General features: G+C 64.5%; 20 protein-coding genes and 1 riboswitch. Of the genes, 8 read left to right on the forward strand and 12 right to left on the reverse strand.

Annotated elements, in window-relative coordinates:
* Nucleotides 1–92 precede the first annotated feature (92 nt).
* From H7R73_RS14605 to H7R73_RS14630, 6 genes are all read right to left on the reverse strand, one after another.
* Nucleotides 93–653, reverse strand: coding sequence for a hypothetical protein (locus H7R73_RS14605; protein WP_232092698.1), 561 nt, complete (start codon nucleotides 651–653; stop codon nucleotides 93–95).
* 131 nt (nucleotides 654–784) lie between these two features.
* Nucleotides 785–3,592 carry an FAD-binding and (Fe-S)-binding domain-containing protein gene (locus tag H7R73_RS14610; protein WP_103259918.1) on the reverse strand — a complete coding sequence of 936 codons (2,808 nt, stop codon included), beginning with the start codon at nucleotides 3,590–3,592 and terminating at the stop codon, nucleotides 785–787.
* A complete protein-coding gene (locus tag H7R73_RS14615; protein WP_103259917.1) occupies nucleotides 3,592–4,236 on the reverse strand; it encodes a LutC/YkgG family protein in 645 nt (214 codons plus the stop codon). Before H7R73_RS14615 ends, H7R73_RS14610 begins: the two co-directional genes overlap by 1 nt.
* A 1-nt stretch (nucleotide 4,237) precedes the next feature.
* The gene (locus H7R73_RS14620; protein WP_103259916.1) at nucleotides 4,238–5,674 is read right to left on the reverse strand and encodes a LutB/LldF family L-lactate oxidation iron-sulfur protein; all 1,437 of its coding nucleotides are present in this window, start codon (nucleotides 5,672–5,674) and stop codon (nucleotides 4,238–4,240) included.
* Nucleotides 5,667–6,488 (reverse strand): (Fe-S)-binding protein, encoded by an 822-nt coding sequence (locus tag H7R73_RS14625; protein ID WP_103259915.1) that lies wholly within the window; start codon nucleotides 6,486–6,488, stop codon nucleotides 5,667–5,669. Before H7R73_RS14625 ends, H7R73_RS14620 begins: the two co-directional genes overlap by 8 nt.
* A gap of 12 nt (nucleotides 6,489–6,500) precedes the next feature.
* Nucleotides 6,501–8,198 (reverse strand): L-lactate permease, encoded by a 1,698-nt coding sequence (locus H7R73_RS14630; protein ID WP_103259914.1) that lies wholly within the window; start codon nucleotides 8,196–8,198, stop codon nucleotides 6,501–6,503.
* Nucleotides 8,199–8,259: 61 nt separating this feature from the next.
* On the opposite strand from H7R73_RS14630, the gene H7R73_RS14635 reads away from it, so the two are divergent.
* On the forward strand, nucleotides 8,260–9,237 hold the full coding sequence (locus H7R73_RS14635; RefSeq protein ID WP_103259913.1) for a LysR family transcriptional regulator: 978 nt from the start codon (nucleotides 8,260–8,262) through the stop codon (nucleotides 9,235–9,237).
* Nucleotides 9,238–9,252: 15 nt separating this feature from the next.
* Here the strand turns inward: H7R73_RS14635 and H7R73_RS14640 are convergent, their stop codons facing one another.
* The gene (locus H7R73_RS14640) at nucleotides 9,253–10,047 is read right to left on the reverse strand and encodes an alpha/beta fold hydrolase (protein WP_042863674.1); all 795 of its coding nucleotides are present in this window, start codon (nucleotides 10,045–10,047) and stop codon (nucleotides 9,253–9,255) included.
* 106 nt (nucleotides 10,048–10,153) lie between these two features.
* Here H7R73_RS14640 and H7R73_RS14645 point away from each other — a divergent pair, with 106 nt between their 5' ends.
* Genes H7R73_RS14645 through H7R73_RS14655 form a run of 3 tightly spaced genes read left to right on the forward strand, consistent with a single transcriptional unit; the run spans nucleotide 10,154 to nucleotide 11,404 of the window.
* Nucleotides 10,154–10,525 carry an MmcQ/YjbR family DNA-binding protein gene (locus H7R73_RS14645; RefSeq protein WP_010674368.1) on the forward strand — a complete coding sequence of 124 codons (372 nt, stop codon included), beginning with the start codon at nucleotides 10,154–10,156 and terminating at the stop codon, nucleotides 10,523–10,525.
* Between the two features lie 3 nt (nucleotides 10,526–10,528).
* Nucleotides 10,529–11,008 carry a GNAT family N-acetyltransferase gene (locus tag H7R73_RS14650; protein ID WP_103259912.1) on the forward strand — a complete coding sequence of 160 codons (480 nt, stop codon included), beginning with the start codon at nucleotides 10,529–10,531 and terminating at the stop codon, nucleotides 11,006–11,008.
* A gap of 60 nt (nucleotides 11,009–11,068) precedes the next feature.
* Nucleotides 11,069–11,404: a DUF3802 family protein gene (locus H7R73_RS14655; RefSeq protein ID WP_010674366.1), complete on the forward strand. Its 336-nt coding sequence runs from the start codon at nucleotides 11,069–11,071 to the stop codon at nucleotides 11,402–11,404.
* 301 nt (nucleotides 11,405–11,705) lie between these two features.
* On the opposite strand, the gene msrA is transcribed toward H7R73_RS14655, so the two are convergent.
* Nucleotides 11,706–12,338 carry a peptide-methionine (S)-S-oxide reductase MsrA gene (gene msrA, locus H7R73_RS14660; protein ID WP_010674365.1) on the reverse strand — a complete coding sequence of 211 codons (633 nt, stop codon included), beginning with the start codon at nucleotides 12,336–12,338 and terminating at the stop codon, nucleotides 11,706–11,708.
* Between the two features lie 252 nt (nucleotides 12,339–12,590).
* On the opposite strand from msrA, the gene argA reads away from it, so the two are divergent.
* Together argA and lysC are read left to right on the forward strand one after the other, a co-directional pair.
* Complete coding sequence (argA, locus tag H7R73_RS14665; RefSeq protein ID WP_041215931.1) at nucleotides 12,591–13,919, forward strand: amino-acid N-acetyltransferase; 1,329 nt, start codon at nucleotides 12,591–12,593, stop codon at nucleotides 13,917–13,919.
* 109 nt (nucleotides 13,920–14,028) lie between these two features.
* Nucleotides 14,029–14,254: riboswitch (Lysine riboswitch) on the forward strand.
* Between the two features lie 87 nt (nucleotides 14,255–14,341).
* Nucleotides 14,342–15,694: a lysine-sensitive aspartokinase 3 gene (gene lysC / locus H7R73_RS14670; protein WP_010674363.1), complete on the forward strand. Its 1,353-nt coding sequence runs from the start codon at nucleotides 14,342–14,344 to the stop codon at nucleotides 15,692–15,694.
* 116 nt (nucleotides 15,695–15,810) lie between these two features.
* Here lysC and H7R73_RS14675 read toward each other — a convergent pair whose 3' ends face one another.
* Complete coding sequence (locus tag H7R73_RS14675) at nucleotides 15,811–16,905, reverse strand: hypothetical protein (protein ID WP_010674362.1); 1,095 nt, start codon at nucleotides 16,903–16,905, stop codon at nucleotides 15,811–15,813.
* Between the two features lie 251 nt (nucleotides 16,906–17,156).
* Between H7R73_RS14675 and H7R73_RS14680 the strand changes: the two genes are divergently transcribed.
* Nucleotides 17,157–19,427: an LTA synthase family protein gene (locus H7R73_RS14680; RefSeq protein WP_103259911.1), complete on the forward strand. Its 2,271-nt coding sequence runs from the start codon at nucleotides 17,157–17,159 to the stop codon at nucleotides 19,425–19,427.
* A 479-nt stretch (nucleotides 19,428–19,906) separates the two neighbouring features.
* On the opposite strand, the gene H7R73_RS14685 is transcribed toward H7R73_RS14680, so the two are convergent.
* Nucleotides 19,907–20,224 (reverse strand): heavy metal-binding domain-containing protein, encoded by a 318-nt coding sequence (locus H7R73_RS14685; protein WP_010674360.1) that lies wholly within the window; start codon nucleotides 20,222–20,224, stop codon nucleotides 19,907–19,909.
* A 230-nt stretch (nucleotides 20,225–20,454) separates the two neighbouring features.
* Here H7R73_RS14685 and H7R73_RS14690 point away from each other — a divergent pair, with 230 nt between their 5' ends.
* Entirely contained in the window at nucleotides 20,455–21,645 is a 1,191-nt protein-coding gene (locus tag H7R73_RS14690; protein ID WP_197971162.1) for an OmpP1/FadL family transporter, read from the forward strand.
* 78 nt (nucleotides 21,646–21,723) lie between these two features.
* Here the strand turns inward: H7R73_RS14690 and H7R73_RS14695 are convergent, their stop codons facing one another.
* Nucleotides 21,724–23,016: an NAD(P)/FAD-dependent oxidoreductase gene (locus H7R73_RS14695; protein WP_041212859.1), complete on the reverse strand. Its 1,293-nt coding sequence runs from the start codon at nucleotides 23,014–23,016 to the stop codon at nucleotides 21,724–21,726.
* A 74-nt stretch (nucleotides 23,017–23,090) separates the two neighbouring features.
* Complete coding sequence (ycfP, locus tag H7R73_RS14700; protein WP_005331594.1) at nucleotides 23,091–23,630, reverse strand: alpha/beta hydrolase YcfP; 540 nt, start codon at nucleotides 23,628–23,630, stop codon at nucleotides 23,091–23,093.
* Nucleotides 23,631–23,743: the final 113 nt, after the last annotated feature.

The following is a 23,743-nucleotide window of genomic DNA, read 5'->3' on the forward strand; positions in this document are numbered from 1 at the left end:
AGGCACGGCAATGGGGAACTCAGAAGTCATTAATCCCTCATCTTCTGTTTGTGCCAAAAAGTGAAAGTACAGGTGAACACTCCGGCATGGCCTTACAACCCTCTTTCACTCTCTGCCTTGATGGCGCCCAGTATCCGGCGCCGGATCAGGCCGCTGACGGGGCGGATCAGATACCAGTAAGGTGCGAACTTGAGGCGGCAGGCCAGATCCGGGCAGAACACCCTTGTCTGGGTGGTCAACCGGGTGGTGCCGTTTGGCTGGCGGCTGGCCGAAAACCCCAGGGCGAGCTTGGCGACGCCTGGCGCCGCAAAGTCCAGATACGCCTGACTGTCCACCATGGTCACCAGACCAAAGTCCGGCCGCCAGAACCGGCCGACAAGGCCGTAGAGCAGCGTGTTGTCGTCCTGGCTGTCGAGCGGCACGAATCTGTGCAGGCCAAAGGGAGGCGGGCTGGCGCTCTGTTGGCGGCCGAGAAGATGCCCAAGGCGCATCGGCACTTCCCGCAAGCCGATCAGGTGGCGAAAGGTCGGATCCGCTTCCGGTCGATAGTTGGCCGCCGCCTGGATGACGGTGTGCGGGTCGGCGGCAATATCGCGGGCGTGCTCTTCACAGAAGTGATAGGCAGGCAGATAGTGGTTTAGCGGCGTAATCAATTTTTCCTTACCATCGTTCGTATCAGTATCGGCCCCTTTCATAGCACGTAGCACCAGACAAGTCCCGTTTTTAAGCCACCTTGTTCACCCCATTGAAAACGGCAGGATAGTTATCCTGCCGTTTTTTTCCCCTATCTCGCCGCCTGATCCACCAGATAGAGGATGCTGTGATAGGGAATGCCGGCGTGCTGGCTAAGCCCCATTTCGCAGGTGCGGCTGTTGCTGAATCCCTGACGGCAATCGCTGGGGACCTGGGCGGGCAGGCTGGCAAGCGCCGCGGCGTTGAGCTCCGGGGTCATCAGCCCCTTGTCACCGGCAAAGCCGCAGCACTGGATATGCTCAGGGACTATCACCTCGCGGGCACAGGCGCGGGCCACCGCCAGCATCTTATCGCCGAGCCCCATGCGCCGGCTGCTGCAGGTGATATGAAGCATCACGGTCTCATCGATGGGGGTCAGCTCAAGGTGGGGCAGCAGATGTTCCAGCACAAAGGCGGAGGGCTCGAACACCCGAAGCCCCTTGCCGAGCGCCCCCGACAGCAGTCGCTGCACGCAGGGGCTGGTGTCGAGCAGCACGGGCCAGCGCCCCTGCTCGCTTGCCTGCCACAGCGCCGCCGCCAGCTCAGTACGCTTGGCTTCCGCTACCTCGACCATCCCCTTGCTGTCATAGGGCATGCCGCAACAGAGCCCCTCAATGCCTTGCGGCACTATCACCCGGCAGCCCGCCTTCTTGAGCAGGGATAACACCACGTCCGGCAGTGACGGGGCCTCCTCCTGCTGGCCGAATACCCGGCTGGCGCACGACGGCAGGTAGACCACGGCGCGATCCTCTCCAATGTCCTCGCTGGATCCGCCATGGCTCCCCTCCCCTTGCGGCCACAGGTAGCGGCTCGGCCCCGGCAGGGTGGGCAGCCAGGCGGGTGTGCGCTGGCCGCTCAGATGGCGAACCCCGTTCACCAATCCTGCCAGCGCCTTGTCTCCCAACACCTTGCCCGCTATGGCTTTGAAGCCGAGGGCCCCACGGGCCGTGCGGGTAACGCCGGCGAAGTGATCGGCGCTCCAGCGGGCGATGGGCACAAAGCGCTGGTACTTTTCGCTACGCAGCTTCTTGATCAGGCTGCCAGTGTTGATGCCCACCGGGCAGCGATCGGCGCACAGCCCGGTGGCGGCGCAGGTATCGATGCCCTGATAGTCAAATAGCTGGGCCAGCTGGTTGGAGGGCTCATCGGCACGATTGCGGCGGGCCAGTTCGCGGTAAAGCACGATGCGCTGGCGCGGCGACAGCGACAGGGTGCGCGAGGGGCAGACCGCCTCGCAAAAGCCGCACTCGATGCACGGATCCACGATGGCATCGCTCGCCGGCATGGGCTTGAGGTGGGCCAGGTGGGCCTTGGGGTCATCGTTGATGATGACGCCAGGATTGAGCAGGCCATCGGGGTCGAGCAGCGCCTTGATGCGCCGCATCAGCGCCATCCCCTCCGACCCCCATTCCAGCTCCACATAGGGGGCCATGTTGCGGCCGGTGCCGTGCTCGGCCTTGAGGGACCCGCCAAAGCGCACGGCGACGAGCTCCGCCACCGCATCCATAAAGGCGCCGTAGCGGGCCACCTGGGCCGGATCGTCAAAGCCCTGGGTAAAGACGAAGTGCAGGTTCCCCTCCAGCGCGTGGCCGAAGATGATGGCTTCACCGTATTCGAAGCGATCGAACAGGGCTTGCAGCCCCGCCACCCCTTCCGCCAGACGCTCGATGGGAAAGGCGACATCCTCGATGATGACGGTGGTGCCTGTGGTACGCACCGCCCCCACCGCCGGGAAAAGCCCCTTGCGAATGGCCCAGAGCCCGGCGCTGTCGCTGGTAAAAGGCACAGAGGCGACCTGGGCGAACTCGGCGGCCATGGCCGTCACCTGCTCGCAGCGATCCACCAGCGCCTCTTTCGATTCCCCATGCACCTCCACAAGCAGGGCGCAGGCGGCCAGATCCAGCGTCTTGATAAAGTCCGGCAGACCGGGCTTGCCCGCCACCGAGCGCAGGGATCGCCCATCCATCAGCTCCACCGCCGCCACCGGCGCACTTTTCAGGCGCGAGGTGGCCAGACAGGCCTGCTCGGCGTCCCGAAACACCAGCAGGGCCGAGGCCTTGTGGGGGTATTCGGGCACGGTGTCGAGCACCACCTCGGCAATAAAGCCGAGAGTCCCCTCCGAGCCAATCATCAGGTGGGTGAGGATATCGACGGGATCCTCATGATCGAGCAGGGCATTGATGGCGTAGCCGGTGGTGTTCTTGAGCCGGTACTTGTGGCGGATCTTGGCGGCAAGCTCGGCGTTCGCCAGCACTTCGGCACGCAGGGCGGCGAGCCCGTCCAGCAACTCCGGGCGCTTGGCCGCAAAGGCGGCGCGGCTCTGGGGGTCGCCACTCTCCAGCACGGTGCCATCGGCCAGCAGCAGGGTCATGGCGTGCAGGGTGTGGTAGCTGTTGTGGGCGGTGCCGCAGCACATGCCGCTCGCGTTGTTGGCGGCGATGCCGCCGAGCTTGCAGGCGTTGATGGAGGCGGGATCCGGCCCAATCTTGCGCCCCAGGGGCGCCAGATAGCGGTTGGCATCGGCGCCGATCACCCCGGGTTGCAGGGCGATGCGGGCCCCCTCGTCCAGAATGCGGTGGCCGCGCCAGCTGTCGGTCAGGGTGATGAGCACCGAATCGCTCAGGGCCTGGCCCGAGAGGCTGGTGCCGGCGGCGCGAAAGGTGCACGGCAAATTCAATTCGCGGCACACCGACAGCACGAAGCGCACTTCATCCAAAGAGTCGAGGCGCACGATGCGCTCGGGCACCAGCCGGTAGAAGCTGGCGTCCGTGCCGTGGGCCAATCGCAAGTCCGGGTCCCTCACCAGCCGCTCCGGCGGGATGCGCGAGAGCACGGCGGCGTCAAACTGGTTCCAGCGCATCAGCAATCCTCCACCAGCACGACCAAGAGGCGGCTCGGGCCATGGGCGCCGTAGGCCAGGGTCTGCTGGATGTCGGCGGTCTTGGAGGGGCCGGAGACCAGCAGCAGGTTGGTGGGCATGGCCTGCTGCCAGCGCCCGGCCGCCACCAGCCCCACCAGGTTGTCGGCGATGGTGGAGGCCGCCAGCAGGGCGATATGGCAGGGGGGCACAAGCGAGAGGGTGCGCGGCTCGCCGCCATCGGGCAGCAATACGAGCGTCCCGGTATCAGCGATGGCCCCCGCGCAGTGGGTGATGCCCGCCTGACAGGCATCGAACAGATCGTCCTTCCAGCTCGCGAACTCGCCTGCGGGGGTCAACACAGATCGCCCGGCGCAGGCGGCCGCGACCTCCTCCTGCCAGCGGCCGCCCTGGCCACAGGCCAGATGCGTCACGCCTTCTTCATCCAGCCAGGCGGCCAGATCCCGGGCCAGGTTTACCTGTTGGACTGTGAGGATCTCGGCGTGGCTGGCGCTGATCCCGACAACAAAGCGCTCGCGCCGCGCCTGTTCATCCTCTCCGCGCCAGGGCTGCCAGCCATGGGGGGCGTGGGCCATGGGGGTGGCGGCGCCGCGCAGGCGGCTTAATATGGCCTCTTTGCTCGACATCTCAGGACTCCTTCTTCTTCTGGCGCAGCAGGGCGTGCAGGCTCTGGGGGGCGGGTTTGGGGGCTTCGCGGCACTGGGTCCAGGGGCCCAGGTGTTTGGGCATCAAGCCCCGCAGGCGACCGGCCACCCCGGTTGCGGCGTGGTAGAGGCGCGGGTGGGTGGCGGCAAAGGCAAAGCCCTGCATGGCAAGGGTTTCGAGTCGGCTTTTGGCCGCCCCCTGCCCCGCCAGCGGTTCGTGGCCGGGCTGGGCGTCGTGCTTGGCCTCCCGGCGCAGGCGCTGCAACAGGTCGGGAATGGGGATGCGCACCGGGCACACCTCGCCGCAGGCACCGCACAGGCTCGAGGCCGTCACCAGATCGCTCGTGCTCTCCAACCCCAGCAGATGGGGGGAGATGATTTTGCCGATGGGGCCCGGGTAGATGGTGCCGTAGGCGTGGCCGCCGATGCGGGTGTAGACCGGACAGTGGTTCATGCAGGCACCGCAGCGGATGCACTGTAATGTCTTGCGCAGCTCCTCGTCCCGATAAGCCTGGCTGCGGCCGTTGTCCAGCAGCACCAGGTGCACCTCGTCCGGGCCGTCCAGCTCCCCAGCCCGGCGCGGGCCGCTGATGACGTTGAAGTAGGTGGTGATGGCCTGTCCGGTGGCCGAGCGGGTCAGGGCACTGTAGAGGGGCGGCACATCGGATAGGCACTCCACCACCTTCTCGATGCCGGTGATGGCCACGTGGACTTTCGGCACAGTGGTGCACATGCGCCCGTTGCCCTCGTTCTCCACGAGACAGAGGCTGCCGGTCTCGGCCACCGCGAAGTTGACGCCGGAGAGCCCCATGCCGGCGCGGCGAAATTCTTCGCGCAGGGCCCGCCGCCCGGTCTGGATCAGGGCATCCACGTCCGTGGTGGGGGTGAAGCCTTCCAGGTTGCTTGCGAAGGTGTCGCTCACCTCCTGCTTGTTCTTGTGGATGGCGGGCATGATGATGTGGGACGGGGTGTCGCCGTCGAGCTGGACGATAAACTCCCCCATGTCGCTCTCAAGGCAATGGATGCCGTGGCGCGCCATCTCGTGGTTGAACCCCACCTCCTCGCTCACCATGGACTTGCCCTTGACGATGCTGCTCACCCCATGTTGCTGGGCGATGCGAAGGATGATGGTGTTGGCCTCGGCCGGTGTCTGGGCCCAGTGCACCCGGATGCCGTTGCGCTCACAGTTGGCATCGAGCTGCTCCAAAAGATCGGGCAGGCGCGAGAGGCAGCGCTGGCGGATCTGCTCCGCCGCATCGCGCACCGCCGCTTCTTCCTGCGGGTCGGCGAAGGCATCCCGGCGCTTGGCGCGCAGGTAATCCATGGCGCCGCGAAAATTCTGACGCAGCACCGGGTCGGCCAGGGCCGCCTCGGCCTGGGGATGGAAGCGGCGCGGCGAATACTTGGCGTGATCAGACATGGGGCTGGGCCTCTTTGGTATGAGCCAAATCGCTAATAGCGGCGCCGTTATGAGCTATTTCGTCACTGTCGGGGCGGCTGTGGGCGAGCAGGAAGCTCGCCAGGTGCATGGCGGGCAAGATCCTGCCCTGATAGGCCAGGGATCCCTTGATGTTCAAGAGGCACCCCCAGTCGGCGCTCACCAGGGTGTCGGCGCCGGTGGCCAGCAGGTGGCGGGTCTTGTCTTCGACCATGGCCTGGCTGATGTGGGGGTGGCGCACCGAGAAGGTGCCGCCAAAGCCGCAGCACTCGCTCTCGTAGGCCTGTTCATGCAAGGTGACGCCATCGAGCTGCCCCAGCAGGCTGCGGGCCGTGGTGTGTACCTGCATCTCGCGCCGGGCCGAGCAGGAGGTGTGCATGACGATGCTCGCCTCCCCCACCCCGTGCCAGCGCACCCGGCAGACCCGGGCCAGAAACTCGGTGAGCTCGAACACCCGATCGCAAAAATCCGCCACCTCGGGGCTCTCGGGGAAGAGGCGGCGGTAGTGGTGGTGCATCATGCCGCCGCAGGAGCCCGACAGCACCACCACCGGCCAGGGCTCGGGGAAGAGCGCCATCTGGCTTTGCGCCACCTTGCGCGCCTCCTCCTCGTGACCCGAGGTGTAGGCCGGCTGCCCGCAGCAGGTCTGTTTCTCGACAAAGTGCACCCTTATCCCTTCCCGCTCGATCAGGGCGATGGCATCGAGCCCCGCCACCGGGTCGAACAGGTCCACCAGACAGGTGGCGTAGAGATAGACATCGGCCGGCTTGGCCGGGTAGACCCGCATTACCTTCATCACTTGCTCTCCTTACTTGAGCTGCAGCAGTGCGTCCGAGATGTGGAAGCTGTACATGAGCGCCAGCCCGATAAGGCCGGTGACCAGCAGGTAGTAGAGGGCCGGCAGCGCCGTCTTGCGCAGCGTCGCCCCCTCACGACCGAGCAGCCCCACGGTGGCCGAGGCCGCCACCACGTTGTGAATGGCAATCATGTTGCCGGCCGCCGCACCGACTGCCTGCAGGGCCAGCATGGCGGCGGTGGAGACCCCCAGGGTCTGGGCCACTTCAAACTGGAACTGGCTGAACATCATGTTCGATACCGTGTTGGAGCCGGCGATAAAGGCCCCCAGCGCACCTATGGTGGCGCTGAGCGCCGGGAAGAACTCCCCCACCAGCCCGGCGGCAAAGTTGGCGGTGGTCACCGGCATGCTGGCGAGATCCGCCCCGTTGACGCCGGAGTTGATGAAGATGCGCACCATGGGCACGGTGAAAATCAGCACGAAGCCGGCGCCGATCAGGGTGCGGCTGGACTCCCCCAGCGCCCGACCGAAGGGGGCGAGGGAGCGCGATTGCAGCCAGGTGGCGAGCAGGGCGCAAAGCACCAGCAGCCCCCCCGGCAGGTAGAGCGGCTCAATCGACGCGCTGACCCCCTTCTCCCCCAAGAGATCCGTGAAGGCGAGGCTCACCGACAGGAGGCTTGCCTTGAACTCCGGGCTCACCCGGCTCGCCACCAGCAGGAACGCCAGCGCCACATAGGGGAGCCAGGCCAGCATGAGCGACATGGGGCGACCGGCGGCCTCTTTGAGATCGAGCTTCAAGGAGCCCAGCCACTCGGCGGGCCACTCGTTCTCGGGGGCGAAATCCCAGGAGTTCTTGGGCACCAGAAAACCGGCTCGCGCCGCCGTCACCACCAGGGCCAGCCCCACCAGACCGCCGATGAGGGACGGGAACTCGGGGCCGAGCAGCATGCCGGTGAGGGCATAGGGGACGGTGAAGGCGAGCCCGGCGAAAATCGCGAAGGGCAGGATGGAAAGCCCTTCGGTCCAGCTGCGGTTGCGGCCAAAGAAGCGGGTCAGCATCATCACCATCAGCACCGGCATCAGGGTGCCGACGGTGGCGTGAATGAGGGCCACGTTGGTGGTCACCTGTTGCAGGTAGATGTCCCAGCTGCTGCCACCGGCGCTCAGGGTCTGGCCGATGGCCTGGTTATCCAGCCCCTTGTTGATGCCCACCAGGATGGGGGTGCCCACCGCGCCAAACGACACCGGGGTGGACTGGATCATCATGCCGAGCAGCACGGCGGCGAGCGCCGGAAAGCCGATGGCCACCAGCAGGGGCGCGGCGATGGCGGCGGGGGTGCCAAAGCCCGAGGCCCCTTCGATAAAGGCGCCGAAGCACCAGGCGATGATGATGGCCTGGATGCGCCGGTCCGGCGAGATGTTGGTGAAACCGCCACGAATGGCGGTGATGGCGCCGGTGTGTTTGAGGGTGTTGAGCATCAGGATGGCGCCGAACACGATCCAGAGCACGGTCACCGTGATCACCAGCCCCTGCAGGGTGGAGGCGAAGACCCGGGTCGGGCTCATCTGCCAACCCCAGAGGGCGATGAACACGGTCAACAGGAAGGCGACGGGCATGGCGCGCTTGGCGGGCCAGTTGAGGCCGACTAGCAGCACGGCGGCCACCAGGATCGGCGAGAAGGCCACCAGGGCCAGCAGGGTGTCTGTCATCATTGCGTCCTTGTCCAGAGGGGTGCAGAGGCGCACCTTGTTGTTGTTTTGTTAAGCGGACGTGACCTTACCCTGTTCCTTTTTCGCGATATATGGAAATAATGAACAACATTCGTTCCAAAAGTTGATCAATATGGCCAGTACCGACGACCTCATCCTCTTCGCCCAGGTGGTGGAGGCCGGCTCCTTCAGCAAGGTGGCTGAACAAAATTCCCTGACAAATTCAGTGGTTAGCAAACGGATCGGGCGTCTTGAAGAGGAGCTCGGGGTGCAGCTCCTCTATCGCACCACCCGCCGGCTCACCCTGAGTGAGGCGGGCAAGGCGCTCTATCAAGGTGCCAAAAATGTGAAGGCCGCCGCACTGGACGCCTTCGACGCGGTGGCGGGATTTGGTGAAAAGGTGAGCGGTCATGTGCGGATGTCGGTGCCCACCATCTCGGGGGAGCTCTTGCTCGCCGATGCGGTGGCCGATTTTTGCCAGCAGCACACGGGGCTCACGGTGGAGATGTCGCTGGACAACCGCTTCGTCAACCTGGTGGAAGAGGGGTTCGATCTGGTCATTCGCACCGGCTATCTGGATGACTCCAGCCTGATTGCCCGCCACATTCTCGACTCCCAGTGGGTCATCTGCGCCGCCCCCGCCTATGTGCGCCGCTTCGGGGCGCCGCGGGAGCCATCAGATTTGCTCACCCACAACTGCCTGCGCTACGCCTACCAGAGCACGGGGGCCTCGGAGTGGGCCTTCAAGGGGGAAGAGGGCAACTATCTGGTGTCGGTGTCGGGGAGCTTTTCAACCGACAACGCCGGAGCCCTTCGCAAGGCCGCGCTGGGGGGGCGCGGCATCGTCTATGTGCCGCGCTGTCTGGTCTATCACGATCTGATGAACGGCGAGCTGGTGGATCTCTTCCCCGATCAGGTGGGCAAGAAGCTCGGCATCTACGCCGTCTACCCCTTCACCCGCCAGCCGCCGCGCAAGATAAGGCTGCTCATCGAGCACATCCGCCAGCGCTATCTGGAGATTGGCCACTACTTCCTCTGAGGCCCTTGTCGGGCCTCAGAGGGCGGATGACGCCGCCTGACGGGAGAGAAACGCCAGGGACTGGCGGTTGAAGTGATCCGGCTGCTCCACGTTGCAGACGTGGCCGCACTTTTCGATGATTTCGAGGCGGCTGTAAGGGTCGCGGGCCACCTGCTCGCGCACCGGGGCGAGGAACATGTGATCCTCCTCCCCCATCACGTAGAGGGTGGGAATGGGCAGGGCCCGCTCGCGAAAGTAGCGCATCAGGGGGTTCACCTCGGTGGCGAGACGGAACCAGCGCTTGAACTCCTTCTGGCAGAGCTTGCGAGCCTCGCGCACGAAGAGGTTGCGGGACTCCTGATGGTGCTGGCGCGGCATGATGATGAAGGCGAACAGGCGGTAGAGCCACATGTAGGGCAGGAAGTGCTGGCCGAGGCGACCAAGCTGCACCAGCACCCGGGAGCGGATGTCGAGACGCAGGATGGCGCCGCCGAGCACCATGCTCTTGACCCGCTCGGGGCGAAGCTCCGCCAGGTGGCGGATGAGGATGGTGCCAAGGGAGATGCCGACAAAATGGGCGTGGGGGATGCGCAGGTGATCCAGCAGGCACAGGATATCCTCGGTCACGGCCCGAAAGCTGTAGTGCCCCTTTACCACCTGCTGCAGCTGGTTGGACTGGCCGTGACCGCGAAGGTCCAGCAGCAGCACGTTGAAGTGCTCCCGGTAGGCCCGCAACTGCTTGAACCAGATGGAGGAGCTGCCGCCCGCACCGTGCACGAACACCACCCAATCCCGATCGGGACCCAGTTCAAAGGTCTTGTGGTACAACATCTCATGGGCTCCCGGGGTGATGGGGGGTATACTCGGCGCGCATATTAACAGAAGGCTCACCCCGGTGAACATGCTTCCACCATGATCGGACCAGCCTGGAGTCCCCATGACCCTCGTTCAATTGCGTGAATTTTTGCTCAGCCAGCCCGGCGCCACCGAGGACACCCCCTTCGGCCCGGAGATCCTGGTCTACCGCATCGCCGGCAAGATGTTTGCCCTGGTGGACTGGCAGGCGGAGCCCCTCTCCATCAACCTGAAGTGCGAACCCGAGCTCGCCCTGCTGCTGCGGGAGATCCACCCCGAGGTGAAACCGGGCTGGCACATGAACAAGCAGCACTGGAACACGGTGACACTGAGCGAAGGCCTGTCTGACGATCTCTGGCAGGGCTGGATAGTCCACTCCTATGAGCGGGTGGTGGCGGGTCTGCCCAGGGCGAAGCGGCCCCAGGCTCCCCGCGCGACCATCAGGGAGGATTGACCCATGCCGTCTCTTTCTTCTCCTCGCATCGTCCCCCTCGAGGAGGCGCACATTCCAAGACTTTTGGATCTGTTCGAGCAGTCGGTACGCCGCCTGGGGCCTGCACACTACAGCCCGGAGCAGGTTGAGCAGTGGGCCAGGGGCACCCATCACCCGGGGCTTGCCAGCCAGTTGCGCGAGCACCATGGCTGGGTCATCGAGCAAGACGATGTGCCCCTTGGCTTTGCCACCCTGAGCGATGACGGTCATCTCAGCCTGCTCTACGTGAGCGCGGATCATCCGCGCCAGGGGCTTGGCACCCTGCTGCTGGAGCGGGTGCTGGCAGCCGCCAGCCAGATGGGACTTGGCAGCCTCACCACGGAGGCGAGCGCCTTCAGCCTCGCCCTCTTCCTGCGTCACGGCTTCCTGCTGACCGGATTGGAGACTGTGGAGCGCGGCGGTGTCCAATTTATCCGCCATCGGCTCCACTGCCGCTTGCCATGACGGGTTCAGCCACTAAAATACGCACCATTTCCCCAAGGCAATGAAGAAAGGGCAGCCATCATGGTGGTAGAGAGCGACGGTTACATTGCGCTGATCGAGTATCTGGTAGAGAGTCTGGGTCTGTTCGAGAGCCAGCAACAAGGCGGCGGCGCCCAGACCATCGAGGATCTGGTGAGCAGCCGGGTGGCCGACAACCTGATGGCCATCTGCGAGCAGAACCCCCAGCTCGACCCCAAGGTGCGCTTCCTGATCATGCAGGAGGCCGATGCCGTGGTCGCCGACCTGGAAGAGGTGCTCTCCGCCGTCTGGTTGTCCGCCCCCAGCGAAGCCCAGCAAGCCTTCCTCATCGAGTTCATCGACCTCATCAAGAACCTGTTCGACAGCACCATCAGCTGACCCCACCCCTGCCGTGACGGCAATGGGACGAGATGCAATGAGGCGAGGAGTGAGGCGGGGCCCAATGAAAAGGGCCGCCTCATCGGGCAGCCCTGCTTGCTAGCATTGTCAATTCATCGCGCTTGTCAGAGTAATGAATATCGGGGCAAAAAAATGTGTCTGGTCTTGGCAACCATCCGTGGTCGCTACCCTGTTGGTCAGCCAGGGTTCAGTTTAGTTCCCCACCTGACGCATTTTTTTCAATTATTTTTCATCACAATGACACGGGGGCCTGATGGCCCCCGTGGTATGCAATGACGCCTCAGCGATTCAGGCTGGGAGGCAGGCAGACGCCGATGCCCCCCAGGCCGCAATACCCCTCGGGATTCTTCTCCAGATATTGCTGGTGATAATCCTCGGCGTAATAGAAGGGGGCCAGCGGCAGGATGCGGGTGGTGATGGTGCGCCCGTCACCGCTCGCCGTCATGGCCTGCTGGTAGGCGGCCAGGCTCTGCTGGGCAATCGCCTCCTGGGTGTCGTCCCCGACGAAGATGACGGAGCGATACTGGGTGCCGATGTCGCCACCCTGGCGCATCCCCTGGGCCGGATCATGGTGTTCCCAGAACAGCTTGACGAGATCCCCATAGCTGATGACCTTGGGATCGAACACCACCTGCACCGTCTCGGCGTGGCCGGTCAGGCCGCTGCACACCTCCTTGTAGGTGGGATTGGGGGTCAGCCCCCCCTGATACCCGGCGGCGGTGGAATAGACCCCGGGCTGCTGCCAGAACAGACGCTCCACCCCCCAGAAACAGCCCATGCCGAACCAGGCAAGCTCCATCCCCTCGGGCCAGGGCCCCTGGGTCGGGTGGCCGTTTACTGCGTGCACCTGGCCAATCTCCAGCGCTTCCCGCCGTCCCGGCAGCGCCTCTGCCGGTGAAATAATCTGCTCCATATGCCCTGTCCTTGTATAAAACCCCGCGCAATGCGGCTGACGAAAAGGAACACCGAAGATATCAGGTTATTAGCCCGGATCAACCAGGGAGCGGCCCCCGGGGCGACCCTCCCGCCCTCGCCTGCGTCTTCCCCTCCCCACCAGCACTGGTCAAAATGGCGACAAAAAAACATCAAGTCGATATTTAGTCTTGATTTGTGAATTTATTTTCATATATTGGGCGAATTGCTGCTTTTTTATGGAATGAAACACGTGCGTGAACGCGAACCCAGCCTGGTCCATGCCTTTCGGCAATCCACCCCCTATGTCAATGTGCACCGGGGTGCCACCTTCGTCCTGATGATCGGCGGGGAAGCCATTTGTCACCCCAATTTCGCCAACATCGTCAGCGACATCGCCCTGCTGCAGACCTTGGGGATCCGCCTGGTACTGGTGTTTGGTTCGCGTCCGCAAAATGACGAGGCCCTGGCCCGCGCCGGCATCCAGGCCCAGTATCACAAGCGGATCCGGGTCACCGACGATGCCAGTTTCGCCATCATCAAGCAGGTGTGCGGCGGTCTGCAATACGACATCACCGCCCAGCTCTCCATGGGCCTCGCCAACACCCCCATGCAGGGGGCCCGCATCAGCGTGGTGAGCGGCAACTTCGTCACCGCCCAGCCGCTGGGTGTGGATGACGGCATCGACTTCTGCCACAGCGGCCGGGTGCGTCGCATCGATGTGGAGGGGATCACCCGCCAGCTGGATCAGCACGGCCTGGTGCTCATCTCCCCCATCGGCTGCTCGGTCACCGGCGAGAGCTTCAACCTGAGCTCGGAAGAGGTAGCCCGCCGGGTGGCGGTGGATCTCAAAGCCGACAAGCTCATCTGCTTCAGCAGCACCCAGGGGGTAATGGACAGGCACGGAGAGGCCATCTCCGAGCTCTTCCCCGAACAGGCCGAAGAGCTGCTGGTGGCGCTGGAGCAGGCGGGGGAAGAGATGTCAGGCACCGCCCGCTACCTGCGCGCGGCCATCGCCTCCTGCCGGGGTGGCGTGCCCCGCTCCCACCTGGTGAGCTATCAGGACGACGGCGCCATGCTGCAGGAGCTGTTCAGCCGCGAGGGGCTGGGTACCCAGATCGTGCGCGAAAGCGCCGAGCGGGCCCGGGCCGCCACCATTGAGGACATCGGCGGCATCCTGGACCTCATCCGTCCGCTGGAGGAGGAAGGGATCCTGGTGCGCCGCTCCCGGGAGCAGCTGGAGATGGAGATAGACAAGTTCACCATCATCGAGCGGGACGGCCTCATCATCGGCTGCGCAGCGCTCTACTGCTTCATGGAAGAAGCCATGGCCGAGATGGCCTGCGTCGCCATCCACCCGGAGTATCGCAACTCCAACCGGGGGGACACCCTGATAGCCAAGGTGGCCGAGCGGGCCAAGCGGCTCGGCATCCGTCGCCTGTTCGTGCTCACCACCCGCTCCATCCACTGGTTCCGGGAGCGGGGCTTCGATCCCCTGGAAGTCGAAGATCTGCCGGTGGAGCGCCAGCGCTTCTACAACTGGCAGCGTCGCTCCAAGGTTTTGTCCAAGACCATTTCGTAACTGATTGATCTTGTGCCTGGTTACCGTCAATTTTGTTCTTTTTTACGAACTCGATTGACAGTGCAATCCAGACCAAGGTATTTGTACATGCACGCCACCTGTCACAGGTGGCACCAGAAGAGGAGCGCTGCCCAGGCAGCCCAAGGGAGGACACCAGTGTCCGGTGAACTTGGGTCAGGGGGAGCAGCGCCGAGACGAGGCGAGTGACTGGACACCGCCACGTCGGCTGCGGGGGCTGAATCCCCCGGGTTGTCATCGGTAGTGGTCATCCCACACCGCGCCCCACCTTGGGGCGGGTACGGGATGGGCTCTGCAGGTGGAGTGCTTCTGGCCGGGATCCTCGCGTTTTCCTGCCATTTTTTGCCTCCTCCTCTCTATTTGCCCGATGAAACCGGATTTTCACCTTGAGACAGGAGTATGCAATGAACCCGATCAATGTCGCCAAGTTTGGCGGAACCAGCGTCGCCAATGCCGCGGCCATGAACCACTGCGCCGACGTGGTGCTGGCCAATCCGGCGACCCGGGTGGTGGTGCTGAGCGCCAGCGCCGGCGTCACCAACCTGCTGGTGAGCCTGGCTCAGGGTGAACTGGACGAAGCCGGACAGGATGCCCAGCTCGCCAGGCTTGCCGACATCCAGCTGGCCATTCTGGCCGCCCTTGGCAACCCGAGCGACGTGAGCGCCCTCATCCATGCCCAGCTCGGCGACATTCGCACCATGGCCCGTCAGGCCAGTCAGCACACCGACGCCGAACTCGCCGATCGCCTCATCGCCTGCGGCGAGCTGATGTCCACCCGTCTCTTTACCGAACTCCTGCACCAGCGCGGGGTCAAGGCCCAGTGGCAGGATGCGCGCCAACTGCTGCGCACCGACAGCCGCTTTGGCAAGGCCACCGTGGATCTCGCGGCGACCCGCGCCCTCTGCCAGCAGGCGGTGGGCCCGTTGCTGGGTGACAGCCTGGTCATCACCCAGGGCTTCATCGGTGCCGACGGCGATGGCCGCACCACCACCCTCGGCCGTGGCGGCTCCGACTACAGCGCGGCCCTCCTGGCCGAGGCCCTGGACGCAGGCAGCATCGAGATCTGGACCGACGTGCCCGGCATCTACACCACGGATCCCCGCCTGGTTACCCGCGCCCGCCCCATCCCCGAAATCAGCTTCGTGGAGGCGGCGGAGATGGCCACCTTCGGCGCCAAGGTGCTGCACCCGGCCACCCTGCAACCCGCGCTGCGCCAGGACATCCCGGTGTTCGTGGGCTCCGCCAAGGATCCCGCCGCCGGTGGCACCTGGATCCGCGCCACCACCCGCAGCAACCCGCTGTTCCGGGCCGTGGCCCTGCGCCGCCAGCAGGTGCTGGTGACCCTGCACAGCCTCAACATGTTCCACGCCTACGGCTTCCTGGCCGAGGTGTTCGGCATCCTGGCCCGTCACCGCATCTCGGTGGATCTCATCACCACCTCCGAGGTGAGCGTCTCCCTGACCCTGGATCACACCGGCAGTCAGAGCAACGGCGAACCCATCCTGAACGACAAGGTGCTGGCGGAGCTCGGCCAGCTGTGCAAGGTGGAAGTGGAGACCGGCTTCGCCCTGGTGGCGCTCATCGGCAACCGCATGAGCGAAGCGGCCGGGGTGGGCAGCCAGGTGTTCGACGCCATCCGCGAGCACAACATCCGGATGATCTGCTACGGCGCCAGCGCCCACAACCTCTGCTTCCTGGTCAAAGAGGACGAGGCGGGCCACATCGTCAACTGCCTGCACCGGGAACTGCTCGACTGAGTTGCCCCGGCGCTGGCACACAACGAGCCTCCTCCGCCCCATCACACCCGGGGCGGCCTTCCCCACTCAGCAAAGAGGGGCGCCGCGGCGCCCCTCTTGTCACTCTTCTTTCACCATCAGCTGGTGACCAGGGTGGCCCGGGTGGGCAGCAGATTGGCCCGGATCTGCTCGCGCAGCCCTCCCAGCCGTTGCAGCAACCCGGCCTGACCGAGCCCCGCTTCGTCAGGGGCCAGATTGTCCACCAGGGCCGGGAAGTGCTCCCGTACCGCCTGCTCCAGCCAGTCGAGGCGGCGCAGGGTGAGCGGGCCGCAGCTCTTGCCGCTGAGATCGTCCAGGATGTCGAGCCGATGGCTGCGGTACATGTCGCGCCACCAGTTGGCCGCCAGCGCCTCGTCGCTTGCCAGCGCCGCACTCCACTCCCCCACCAGTCCCTGCATCCGCGCCAGCACGGGGGCGCTCGCCCCCTCCCGCGACAGGTATTGCAGCTCTCCCCTGGCCCAGGCGAGGCAGAGCTCGCGCCAGCGGCGAAACAGCGGCAAGGGATCCGCCTCGTCCAGCCAGAGCCCGGAGAGGGTGCGGGTTTCCAGCCGCTCAGGCACATGGAAATCGGGATCGGTGAGGCCGTTGGAATTGAACTCGTGCAGGGGATCGAAGGGCCACATGTAGCCAAAATCGAACACCGAGATATGCTGGCCGTCATCCAGCAGGTTGCCCGGGCTCGGATCCCAGTCAAACCAGCCCCAGCGGGCCAGCTCCGCCTCCACCGCCAGCATCTGCGCCAGGTTGCGCTCGCAGAGCGTGCGCACCGGCTCCCCCCGCAGCCAGGGGGAGACCAGCACCCCGGCCCGGGCGGAGCCGAAACTGGTACAGACCACGTTGGAGAGGATGGTGGGGTGCAGCTCCCGCAGGCTCTCTATCTCCCGGCGGCGCTCCAGCTCGGTGAGAAAGGCGGTCTTGCCGTCCACATTGGCCACCAGAGAGTCCTGGCGGCAGCGTTTCAGGCACCAGTGGTGCCCCTCCACCTTGAGATGGAACACCTCGGCGGTGAGCCCGTGACCGTAGACCTTGACGACGTCCGGGTGATCCTCGGTCAGCCGGACGAGCTGGGGCAGCGGCAGGGGGCAGTCCCGCTCCCGCCCGATCCGGATCTCTTCTTTGCTCTCCAGCATCTGGAGCAATCTGGCCTGACGCGCCGCAACTTTGGGATTCATACATGTACCTCCAACCGTTACTGAGAGACTAAACAGCGCCCCCCTCCCAGACCAGCGGCAAAGGCTCATGATGACGCTTTCATCACAGAATGAGTGCCCCTGGCGGATCGGGATCACAAATTGCTTCACAGTGCTCATCACGGAATATTCATCTTGTTGTCATTAAATTGACATCAAGGAACAAGCCACGCACCATCGGGTCAAAATAGAGGCAGTCGTCGCTGCCATGACCGCTCCAAGGATGAGCCCTTATGAATGCCCCCGTCACCGGCCACCGCCCCGCCTCCCAGCCCCTGGCCGGGCTGTTGCTGGGTCTGCTGACCGCCCTGCTGCTGCTGACCCTCGCCCTGCCGCTGCTCAACCCCGTCAGCTGGCTCGGGCGTGCCGCCCCCCTCATTCTGGGCCCGGCGGATCAGCCCATCGCGACCCTCCATCGCTACAGCCTGCTCTACAAAAGTGACAACCGGGGCTTCTATCTGGTGGTGCGCAGCCAGTGGCAACTGCTCAAACCCCTGCAGGAGGGGGACAAGGTGCGGGTGGAGCTGCTCAACGACAAAGGGGTGCGCATCGACCAGCTGAGCCAGGCGGTGGACAAGCGCCAGAAGTGCCGAAAGGAGCGCTGCACCCTGAGCCTCAACAGCGCCCTGCGCGCCCCCGACGACGCCCTGGACAGCCGCTACCAGCTGCGCATCGGGCTGCTGCTGGCAGACAGGCCGGAGAGCGCCGAATACAGCCAGATCCTCCAGACCCTGCCGGAGCGCGGTTTCAACCTCCTCTACCTGATGACCAGCCTGCTGCTGGTGCTGCTGGTGAGCGCCGCCGTGCTCAAGGCCCTGCTGCCGCGGCTGCGCCGAAGCTACCGCGCCCGGGTGGCAGGCAGCCTGCTGCTCGGCAACCTCACCTTCGTGCTGCTCCACGGCTTCGTGGTGTTCAAGCTGGGGGAATTCCTGTTCTGGTCGGGCTTTCGGCCCGAGCACTACTACCTCGCCTGGGGCAGCATGGTGCTGGGCTGGAGCCTCTGCGCCCTCGCAGGCTTCAGCCTCTATATGGGGCTGCTCTTCACCGCCCTCTCGGGCATCGGGCTGCTCGCCAACTTCATGAAGATCGCCATCTACGGGGTGCCGCTGGGGGGGGACGATCTGGGCAACCTGCTGGCCCTGCTGCACATCCTGCTCGATCAGCACCCTGTGGTGCCGGTGCTCGTCGTGCTGGGGCTCCTCTTTCTGGTGTGGCGTTTTGCCCTCTCCCGCTGGATCCTGCGGGGCTTGCTGCGCACCGCCGCCGCCACCGCCGCCTTCTTCGCCCTCTGCGTGTTCGCCACCCAGACCGGCAACAAGCTGCTCGGGGCCAACATCCGCTACGTGGACAGGGCGGTGAACTACCACAGGGACATCATCCGCGCCGGCCCCGGCCTCTACCTGTTCAACCTGGTGGACGAGATGCTGCAAAGCGGCAACGTGTTTCGCTACCCCTTGCAGATCAACGAGCGCACCCCGGAGCTGAGCCTGCCCGCCCAGCCCAGGGCTCCCCGCTTCGATCTGGTGATCGTGCTGCAATACGAGTCACTCTGGCTTGACTGGCAGGGCCGTCTCTGCGCCCCCGCCCCCACCTTGAGCCTGCCCGCCAGCGTGGCCCAATGGCGCAAGACCATCCACTCCCCCACCACGGGCGGCATGACGGTGCTGGCGGAGTTCGAGATGAACACCGGCCTGCCGGTGGGCCTGCTCAAACAGGGGGTGGTGCCCTACTACTACCTCTCGGACAAGGTGCCCGGCCTTGCGCGCAGTGCAGCCCAAAGCGGCTACCAGACCCTGTTCGCCCACCCCTATGTGGAGAAGTTCTGGGGCCGCGCCAAGGCGATCCCGGCCCTCGGCTACCAGGAGCGCTGGTTCGATACCCGCTTCACCGCCCTCGAGCACAAGGGGCTCTATATCTCCGACGATGCCCTCATCGATCACCTGCTCAAACGCAGCAACCAGGACGATCAGCCCCTGTTCGCCTACGCGGTCACCATGCAGGGGCACGGCCCCTTCGACGGGGATCGCTACCGGGCCCAGCAGCGCAGCGGCGCCTGCCCGGATCAGAGCCCGGCGGATACCCAGTTGCTCAACACCTACTACACCGGGGTGGTGGATGCCATAGCCTCCCTGGAGCGGCTGCTCAAGACCCTGGACAGCTCCGGCAAGCGCTACCTGGTGGTGGCCTTCGGGGACCACCAGCCCTTCCTGATGTCGGCCGGCAAGGGTATCCACGGCGCCAAACCGCCACGGGATGCCAGCTACCAGATCCCCATGATGGCCTTCACCCGGGCCGGGGACGGGCTGGATCTCGCCCGCCAGTTCGACCCGGTGCGCCAGCTCTACCAGATGGGCCAGGCCACAAGGCAGCTGCTGGCGGGGGACCTCACCCCTATCCGGGACCAACCCCTGCTCCACCCGGTGCTCGGGGAGGAGAAAGGCTTCGACCCCTCTCCCCTGGTGCCGCAGATCCGCGCCAGCTTCCGGCCCGATGCATTGCCCTGATCGATTGAGACACGAGGGACACAGATCCTTGCAACACCTTCCGGCCCGATGCCCTGCCCTGATCCGCAGCGAAGTCGCAGACGACAAAGAGGTCGCCCGGGCGGCCTCTTTTTATGGGCGGGATGCGAGTACAGTGCCGCCTGCACCTCGCCATGTTCGTCCCGACCTGGGCTCTACGACCCCTGCCAGGTCATTTTTTGTTTAGATATATCAAACGATAACTCACTATCGAATAGTAAAATTGAACAACCTTGCCGACCTTCAGGCCCCGTGCCCCCCCATGTTCCCGCACCTTCTCCGGGCCGGGCCATTTTCTCCCTCATTCCCGGCCAGCCCAGAACCATCGGAGCGTTCGATACGTTCAGGCCTTGAGCCCCACTCACTTGCGCCCACCTTTGCGCGTCACACCCGACAAAAAGCCGACCTCGGGGTCGGCTTGTGACGGGGCGTTTGGCCATGCAGGGCCGGGCACTGGCGGGCTAGATCACCACGGCGGTGCCGCTGATGCTGACCATCAGCATGCTGCCGTTCTGGCCCACCACCTCGTAGTCGATGTCGATGCCCACCACGGCGTTGGCCCCCAGCGCCTGGGCACGCTCCTTGAGCTCCTCGAAGGCGATCTCCCGGGCCCGGGCCAGCTCTTTTTCGTAGGCGCCGGAGCGACCGCCGATGATGTCGCGGATGCCGGCGAACAGATCCTTGAAGATGTTGGCGCCGAGGATGGCTTCGCCCACGACGATGCCGCGGTACTCGCGAATGGTCTTGCCTTCCAGGGTGGGGGTGGTTGAGAGGATCATGAGGTCTCCTGTGAGTTGGGCTGGGTGCGCGAAGCACCGTTGCCGTCATGGTAGCAAGGCGCTGGCCAAAGCATAAGCCCGGTGTGGCGGGGCGCCCCGTGCATCGTGCCCGCCACGCTCATCAAGGTGCCATCTATACTGCCTGTGTCGTGCCACTTTCCCCGGGAATGCAAGGATGGGCACCGACGCTGGGGAGAGGGCTTCTCAGCCACGATGAAAGAGGGACCTTGATGAAACGGACACTGCTGCTGTTGCCCCTGACCGCCATGTTGAACGCCCCCGCCGAGGGGGCCGGGCTCTACCTGTACGAAACCGGCACCAATGATCTCGGCCTGGCCGCCGCCGGCATGGCCGCCAGGACCCAGGATGCCACCGTGCAACTGGTGAACCCCGCCGGCCTGACCCGGCTGGAGGGGCGCCACCTCACTCTCGGCGGGCAACTGCTCTACGGGGACCTGCCCTACGATCTGGACGATCCCGCGAAGGGGGATGTCGATACCGTCGTCGGCTGGTTCCCCGCGGCCTCCGCCTACTACAGCCAGCAGCTCGATGATCGCTGGTCGGCGGGCCTGGCGCTCTATGGCAACTTCGGGCTGGGGCTCGATTTTGGCGACTGGGCTGGCAAGCAGCTCATCAAGAAGGCCACCCTGATCGGCCTCACCCTGCAACCATCCATTGCCTATCGCCTCGACGAGCACTGGTCTCTCGGGGCCGGGGTCGGCATCAACTACGGCCTGTTCTCCCTCACCCGGGAGGGCAGTGGCGGGGAGCAGAAGCAGGACGACGGAGACTGGGCCCTCAATGCCAAGCTGGGGCTCCTCTATGAGCACAATCCAGAGACCCGATTCGGGCTCGGCTATGCCAGCGAGGTGACCTACCACTTCGCCATCGACCGCACCATCACCTTCTCGCGCCCCAACCTGCCCGGCATCAGCGCCACCCTGCCCCTGTCCGGCATGGTCAACAGCCCCCAGCAGCTGATGGTGAGCGCCTTTCATACTCTGGCCCACGACTGGGCCATCATGGGCAATCTGGGCTGGCAGGACTGGAGTCGCTACAACGACAACGAAGTCACCATCTTTGACCGCACCGCCCCGCAGCAGGGGCTCTATCAGGACAGTTACCACCTGGCGCTCGGGCTCCAGCACGCGCTGACGCCCCAATGGACCCTCAATAGCGGCGTGGCGTACGACACCAGTGCCTACCGGGATCAAGAGCACACCTCCCTCACGGCGCCAAGCGGCAGCGCGTTGCGGCTCGGCACCGGTGTCACCTATGCGCTCACCCCTCAGGAGACCCTGGGAGCCGGGTTTGAGTACATCCACATGGAGAGCGCCAGCGTCGATGAGCGGGATCTCTCGGGCCGCTACCCCACCCCGGCCCTCTACTTCTTCGCCCTCAACTACGGCAGACGTTTCTAGCGTCGCCCCGCGTCGGCCATAAAAAAAGGAGAGGCAAGCCTCTCCTTTTTGATGTTCGCAGCGGCAGCCGCCATGCACTCAGTGCAGCTTCATGCTCGGGCGCAGCACCCGGTTGATGCGGCCCACCAGCATGATGAGGCCGGTCTTGATGTAGCCGTGCAGGGCCACCTGGTGCATCCGGTAGAGGGAGATGTAGACGATGCGCGCGATGTAGCCTTCTACCATCATGGAGCCGCGCATCAGGTTGCCCATCAGGCTGCCCACGGTGGAGAAGCGGCTCAAGGAGACCAGGGAGCCGTGATCGTGGTAACGGTAGGGCTTCATCTCGCCGCCGTTCATCTTGGCCAGGATGTTCTTGAACGCCTGGGTCGCCATCTGGTGGGCGGACTGGGCGCGGGGCGGCACGAACTTGCCGTCCGGCTGCGGGCAGGCGGCGCAGTCGCCGATGACGAAGATGTTCTCGTCCCGGGTAGTCTGCAGGGTCTCGTGGACCACCAGCTGGTTGATGCGGTTGGTTTCCAGGCCCGCGATCTCCTTCATGAAGTCCGGCGCCTTGATGCCCGCGGCCCACACCATGAGGTCTGCTTCAATCAGCTCCCCATCCTTGGTGTGCAGGCCTTCGGCGGTCGCCTCGGTGATCATGGTGGCGGTACGCACGTCCACGCCCAGCTTCACCAGCTCCTGATGGGCGGAGCCGCTGATGCGCTCCGGCAGGGCCGGCAGGATGCGGGGGCCCGCTTCCACCAGGGTCACCTTGAGACTGTCTGTGGTGAGGTTCTTGAAGCCGTAGGCGTAGAGCTGCTCCACCGCGTTGTAGAGCTCGGCGGAGAGCTCGACGCCGGTGGCGCCGCCGCCGACGATGGCGATCTTCACCTTGTCACCGGGCTGGTATTCGGTGGCGAACTGCAGGAAGCGGTTCATCATGCTGTTGTAGAAGCGGTGTGCCTGGGAGGGGCTGTCCAGGAAGATGCAGTGATCCTTGATGCCCTTGGTGTTGAAGTCGTTGGAGACGGAGCCGATGGCCATCACCAGGATGTCGTAAGCCACTTCCCGCTCGTTGACCACCAGGGCGCCGCTCTCGTCGTGGATGGGGGCCAGCACGATGCGTTTCTCGTCGCGCTTGATGTCGGTCAGGCTGCCGAGCTGGAATTCGAAGCCGTGGTTCTTGGCGTGGGACTGGTAGCTCAGGGCGTCGATGCCCGCATCCATGGAGCCGGTGGCCACTTCGTGCAGCAGGGGTTTCCACAGGTGGGTGCGATTGCGATCCACCAGGGTGATCCTGGCCTTGTTCTTCTTGCCCAGCTTGCGGCCCAGGCTGGTCGCAAGCTCGAGACCACCGGCGCCACCGCCTACAACGACAATATTCATCATGATGATTTTCCTTGGTTCCTCAAAACGAAAGGGAGCCATTGGCTCCCTAAAACGAAATCGGTTGACGTGATGGCTCAGGCTTCTTTGAAGGCCTTCATCCGTTGCAGATGGTGCGAGATGTTCTTGAACTTATGGGTCTCGCGCTCATCCCATACGATGTCGTAATAGTTCTTCAATTCACGTTCAGTGTCCCGATTATCGCGGATTTCATCCTGAACGGAAAGGATGCACAGGCAGTTTCCTGAATTTTTATTACGAAATTCGGTTACACACTTGGTGCCGATGTCCTCGTACTCCTCCGGCCTGTCGATCTTGCCCTGCATGTTCTCTTCCGGGTGCAGGTTCGGGTTGAAGACCACCTGCTTGATGCCGCACAGAAACCCGATCCGCTCGCTCCAGTAGCCACCCAGGCCCACGCCGCAGATGAGGGGTTTGGGATCGGTGCTCATGTCGAGCTGCTTCTTCACTTCCTTGAGCAGGTGGCTCATGTCGTGGCGGGGGTGAACCGTGCTGTAGTGCACGAAACGCACATCATCATCGATAAACTGCAACTGCAGCACTTTTTCATGATTGCCGGGGCTGGTGGCATCAAAGCCATGCAGATAGATGATCATGGACAAGACCTCAAAAACTGTGTCGGTTCTATCGAAACTACCCCAGCGACAGGGCCTTGCGCCACCAAAACATCCCACTTTCTTGCTTTGGATCACGCCCCTTCGGGCCACCA

It is taken from the genome of Aeromonas sp. WP2-W18-CRE-05, assembly GCF_014168615.1.
In the GTDB taxonomy this organism is placed as follows: domain Bacteria; phylum Pseudomonadota; class Gammaproteobacteria; order Enterobacterales; family Aeromonadaceae; genus Aeromonas; species Aeromonas caviae.

Excerpts from the sequence above, each read along its gene's own strand:
- H7R73_RS14610 (WP_103259918.1), bottom strand. The coding sequence starts at position 3,592 with ATGCGCTGGAACCAGTTTGACGCCGCCGTGCTCTCGCGCATCCCGCCG.
- H7R73_RS14615 (WP_103259917.1), bottom strand. The coding sequence starts at position 4,236 with ATGTCGAGCAAAGAGGCCATATTAAGCCGCCTGCGCGGCGCCGCCACC.
- H7R73_RS14620 (WP_103259916.1), bottom strand. The coding sequence starts at position 5,674 with ATGTCTGATCACGCCAAGTATTCGCCGCGCCGCTTCCATCCCCAGGCC.
- H7R73_RS14625 (WP_103259915.1), bottom strand. The coding sequence starts at position 6,488 with ATGAAGGTAATGCGGGTCTACCCGGCCAAGCCGGCCGATGTCTATCTC.
- H7R73_RS14630 (WP_103259914.1), bottom strand. The coding sequence starts at position 8,198 with ATGACAGACACCCTGCTGGCCCTGGTGGCCTTCTCGCCGATCCTGGTG.
- H7R73_RS14640 (WP_042863674.1), bottom strand. The coding sequence starts at position 10,047 with ATGTTGTACCACAAGACCTTTGAACTGGGTCCCGATCGGGATTGGGTG.
- H7R73_RS14645 (WP_010674368.1), top strand. The coding sequence starts at position 10,154 with ATGACCCTCGTTCAATTGCGTGAATTTTTGCTCAGCCAGCCCGGCGCC.
- H7R73_RS14650 (WP_103259912.1), top strand. The coding sequence starts at position 10,529 with ATGCCGTCTCTTTCTTCTCCTCGCATCGTCCCCCTCGAGGAGGCGCAC.
- H7R73_RS14655 (WP_010674366.1), top strand. The coding sequence starts at position 11,069 with ATGGTGGTAGAGAGCGACGGTTACATTGCGCTGATCGAGTATCTGGTA.
- msrA (WP_010674365.1), bottom strand. The coding sequence starts at position 12,338 with ATGGAGCAGATTATTTCACCGGCAGAGGCGCTGCCGGGACGGCGGGAA.
- lysC (WP_010674363.1), top strand. The coding sequence starts at position 14,342 with ATGAACCCGATCAATGTCGCCAAGTTTGGCGGAACCAGCGTCGCCAAT.
- H7R73_RS14675 (WP_010674362.1), bottom strand. The coding sequence starts at position 16,905 with ATGAATCCCAAAGTTGCGGCGCGTCAGGCCAGATTGCTCCAGATGCTG.
- H7R73_RS14680 (WP_103259911.1), top strand. The coding sequence starts at position 17,157 with ATGAATGCCCCCGTCACCGGCCACCGCCCCGCCTCCCAGCCCCTGGCC.
- H7R73_RS14685 (WP_010674360.1), bottom strand. The coding sequence starts at position 20,224 with ATGATCCTCTCAACCACCCCCACCCTGGAAGGCAAGACCATTCGCGAG.
- H7R73_RS14690 (WP_197971162.1), top strand. The coding sequence starts at position 20,455 with ATGAAACGGACACTGCTGCTGTTGCCCCTGACCGCCATGTTGAACGCC.
- H7R73_RS14695 (WP_041212859.1), bottom strand. The coding sequence starts at position 23,016 with ATGATGAATATTGTCGTTGTAGGCGGTGGCGCCGGTGGTCTCGAGCTT.
- ycfP (WP_005331594.1), bottom strand. The coding sequence starts at position 23,630 with ATGATCATCTATCTGCATGGCTTTGATGCCACCAGCCCCGGCAATCAT.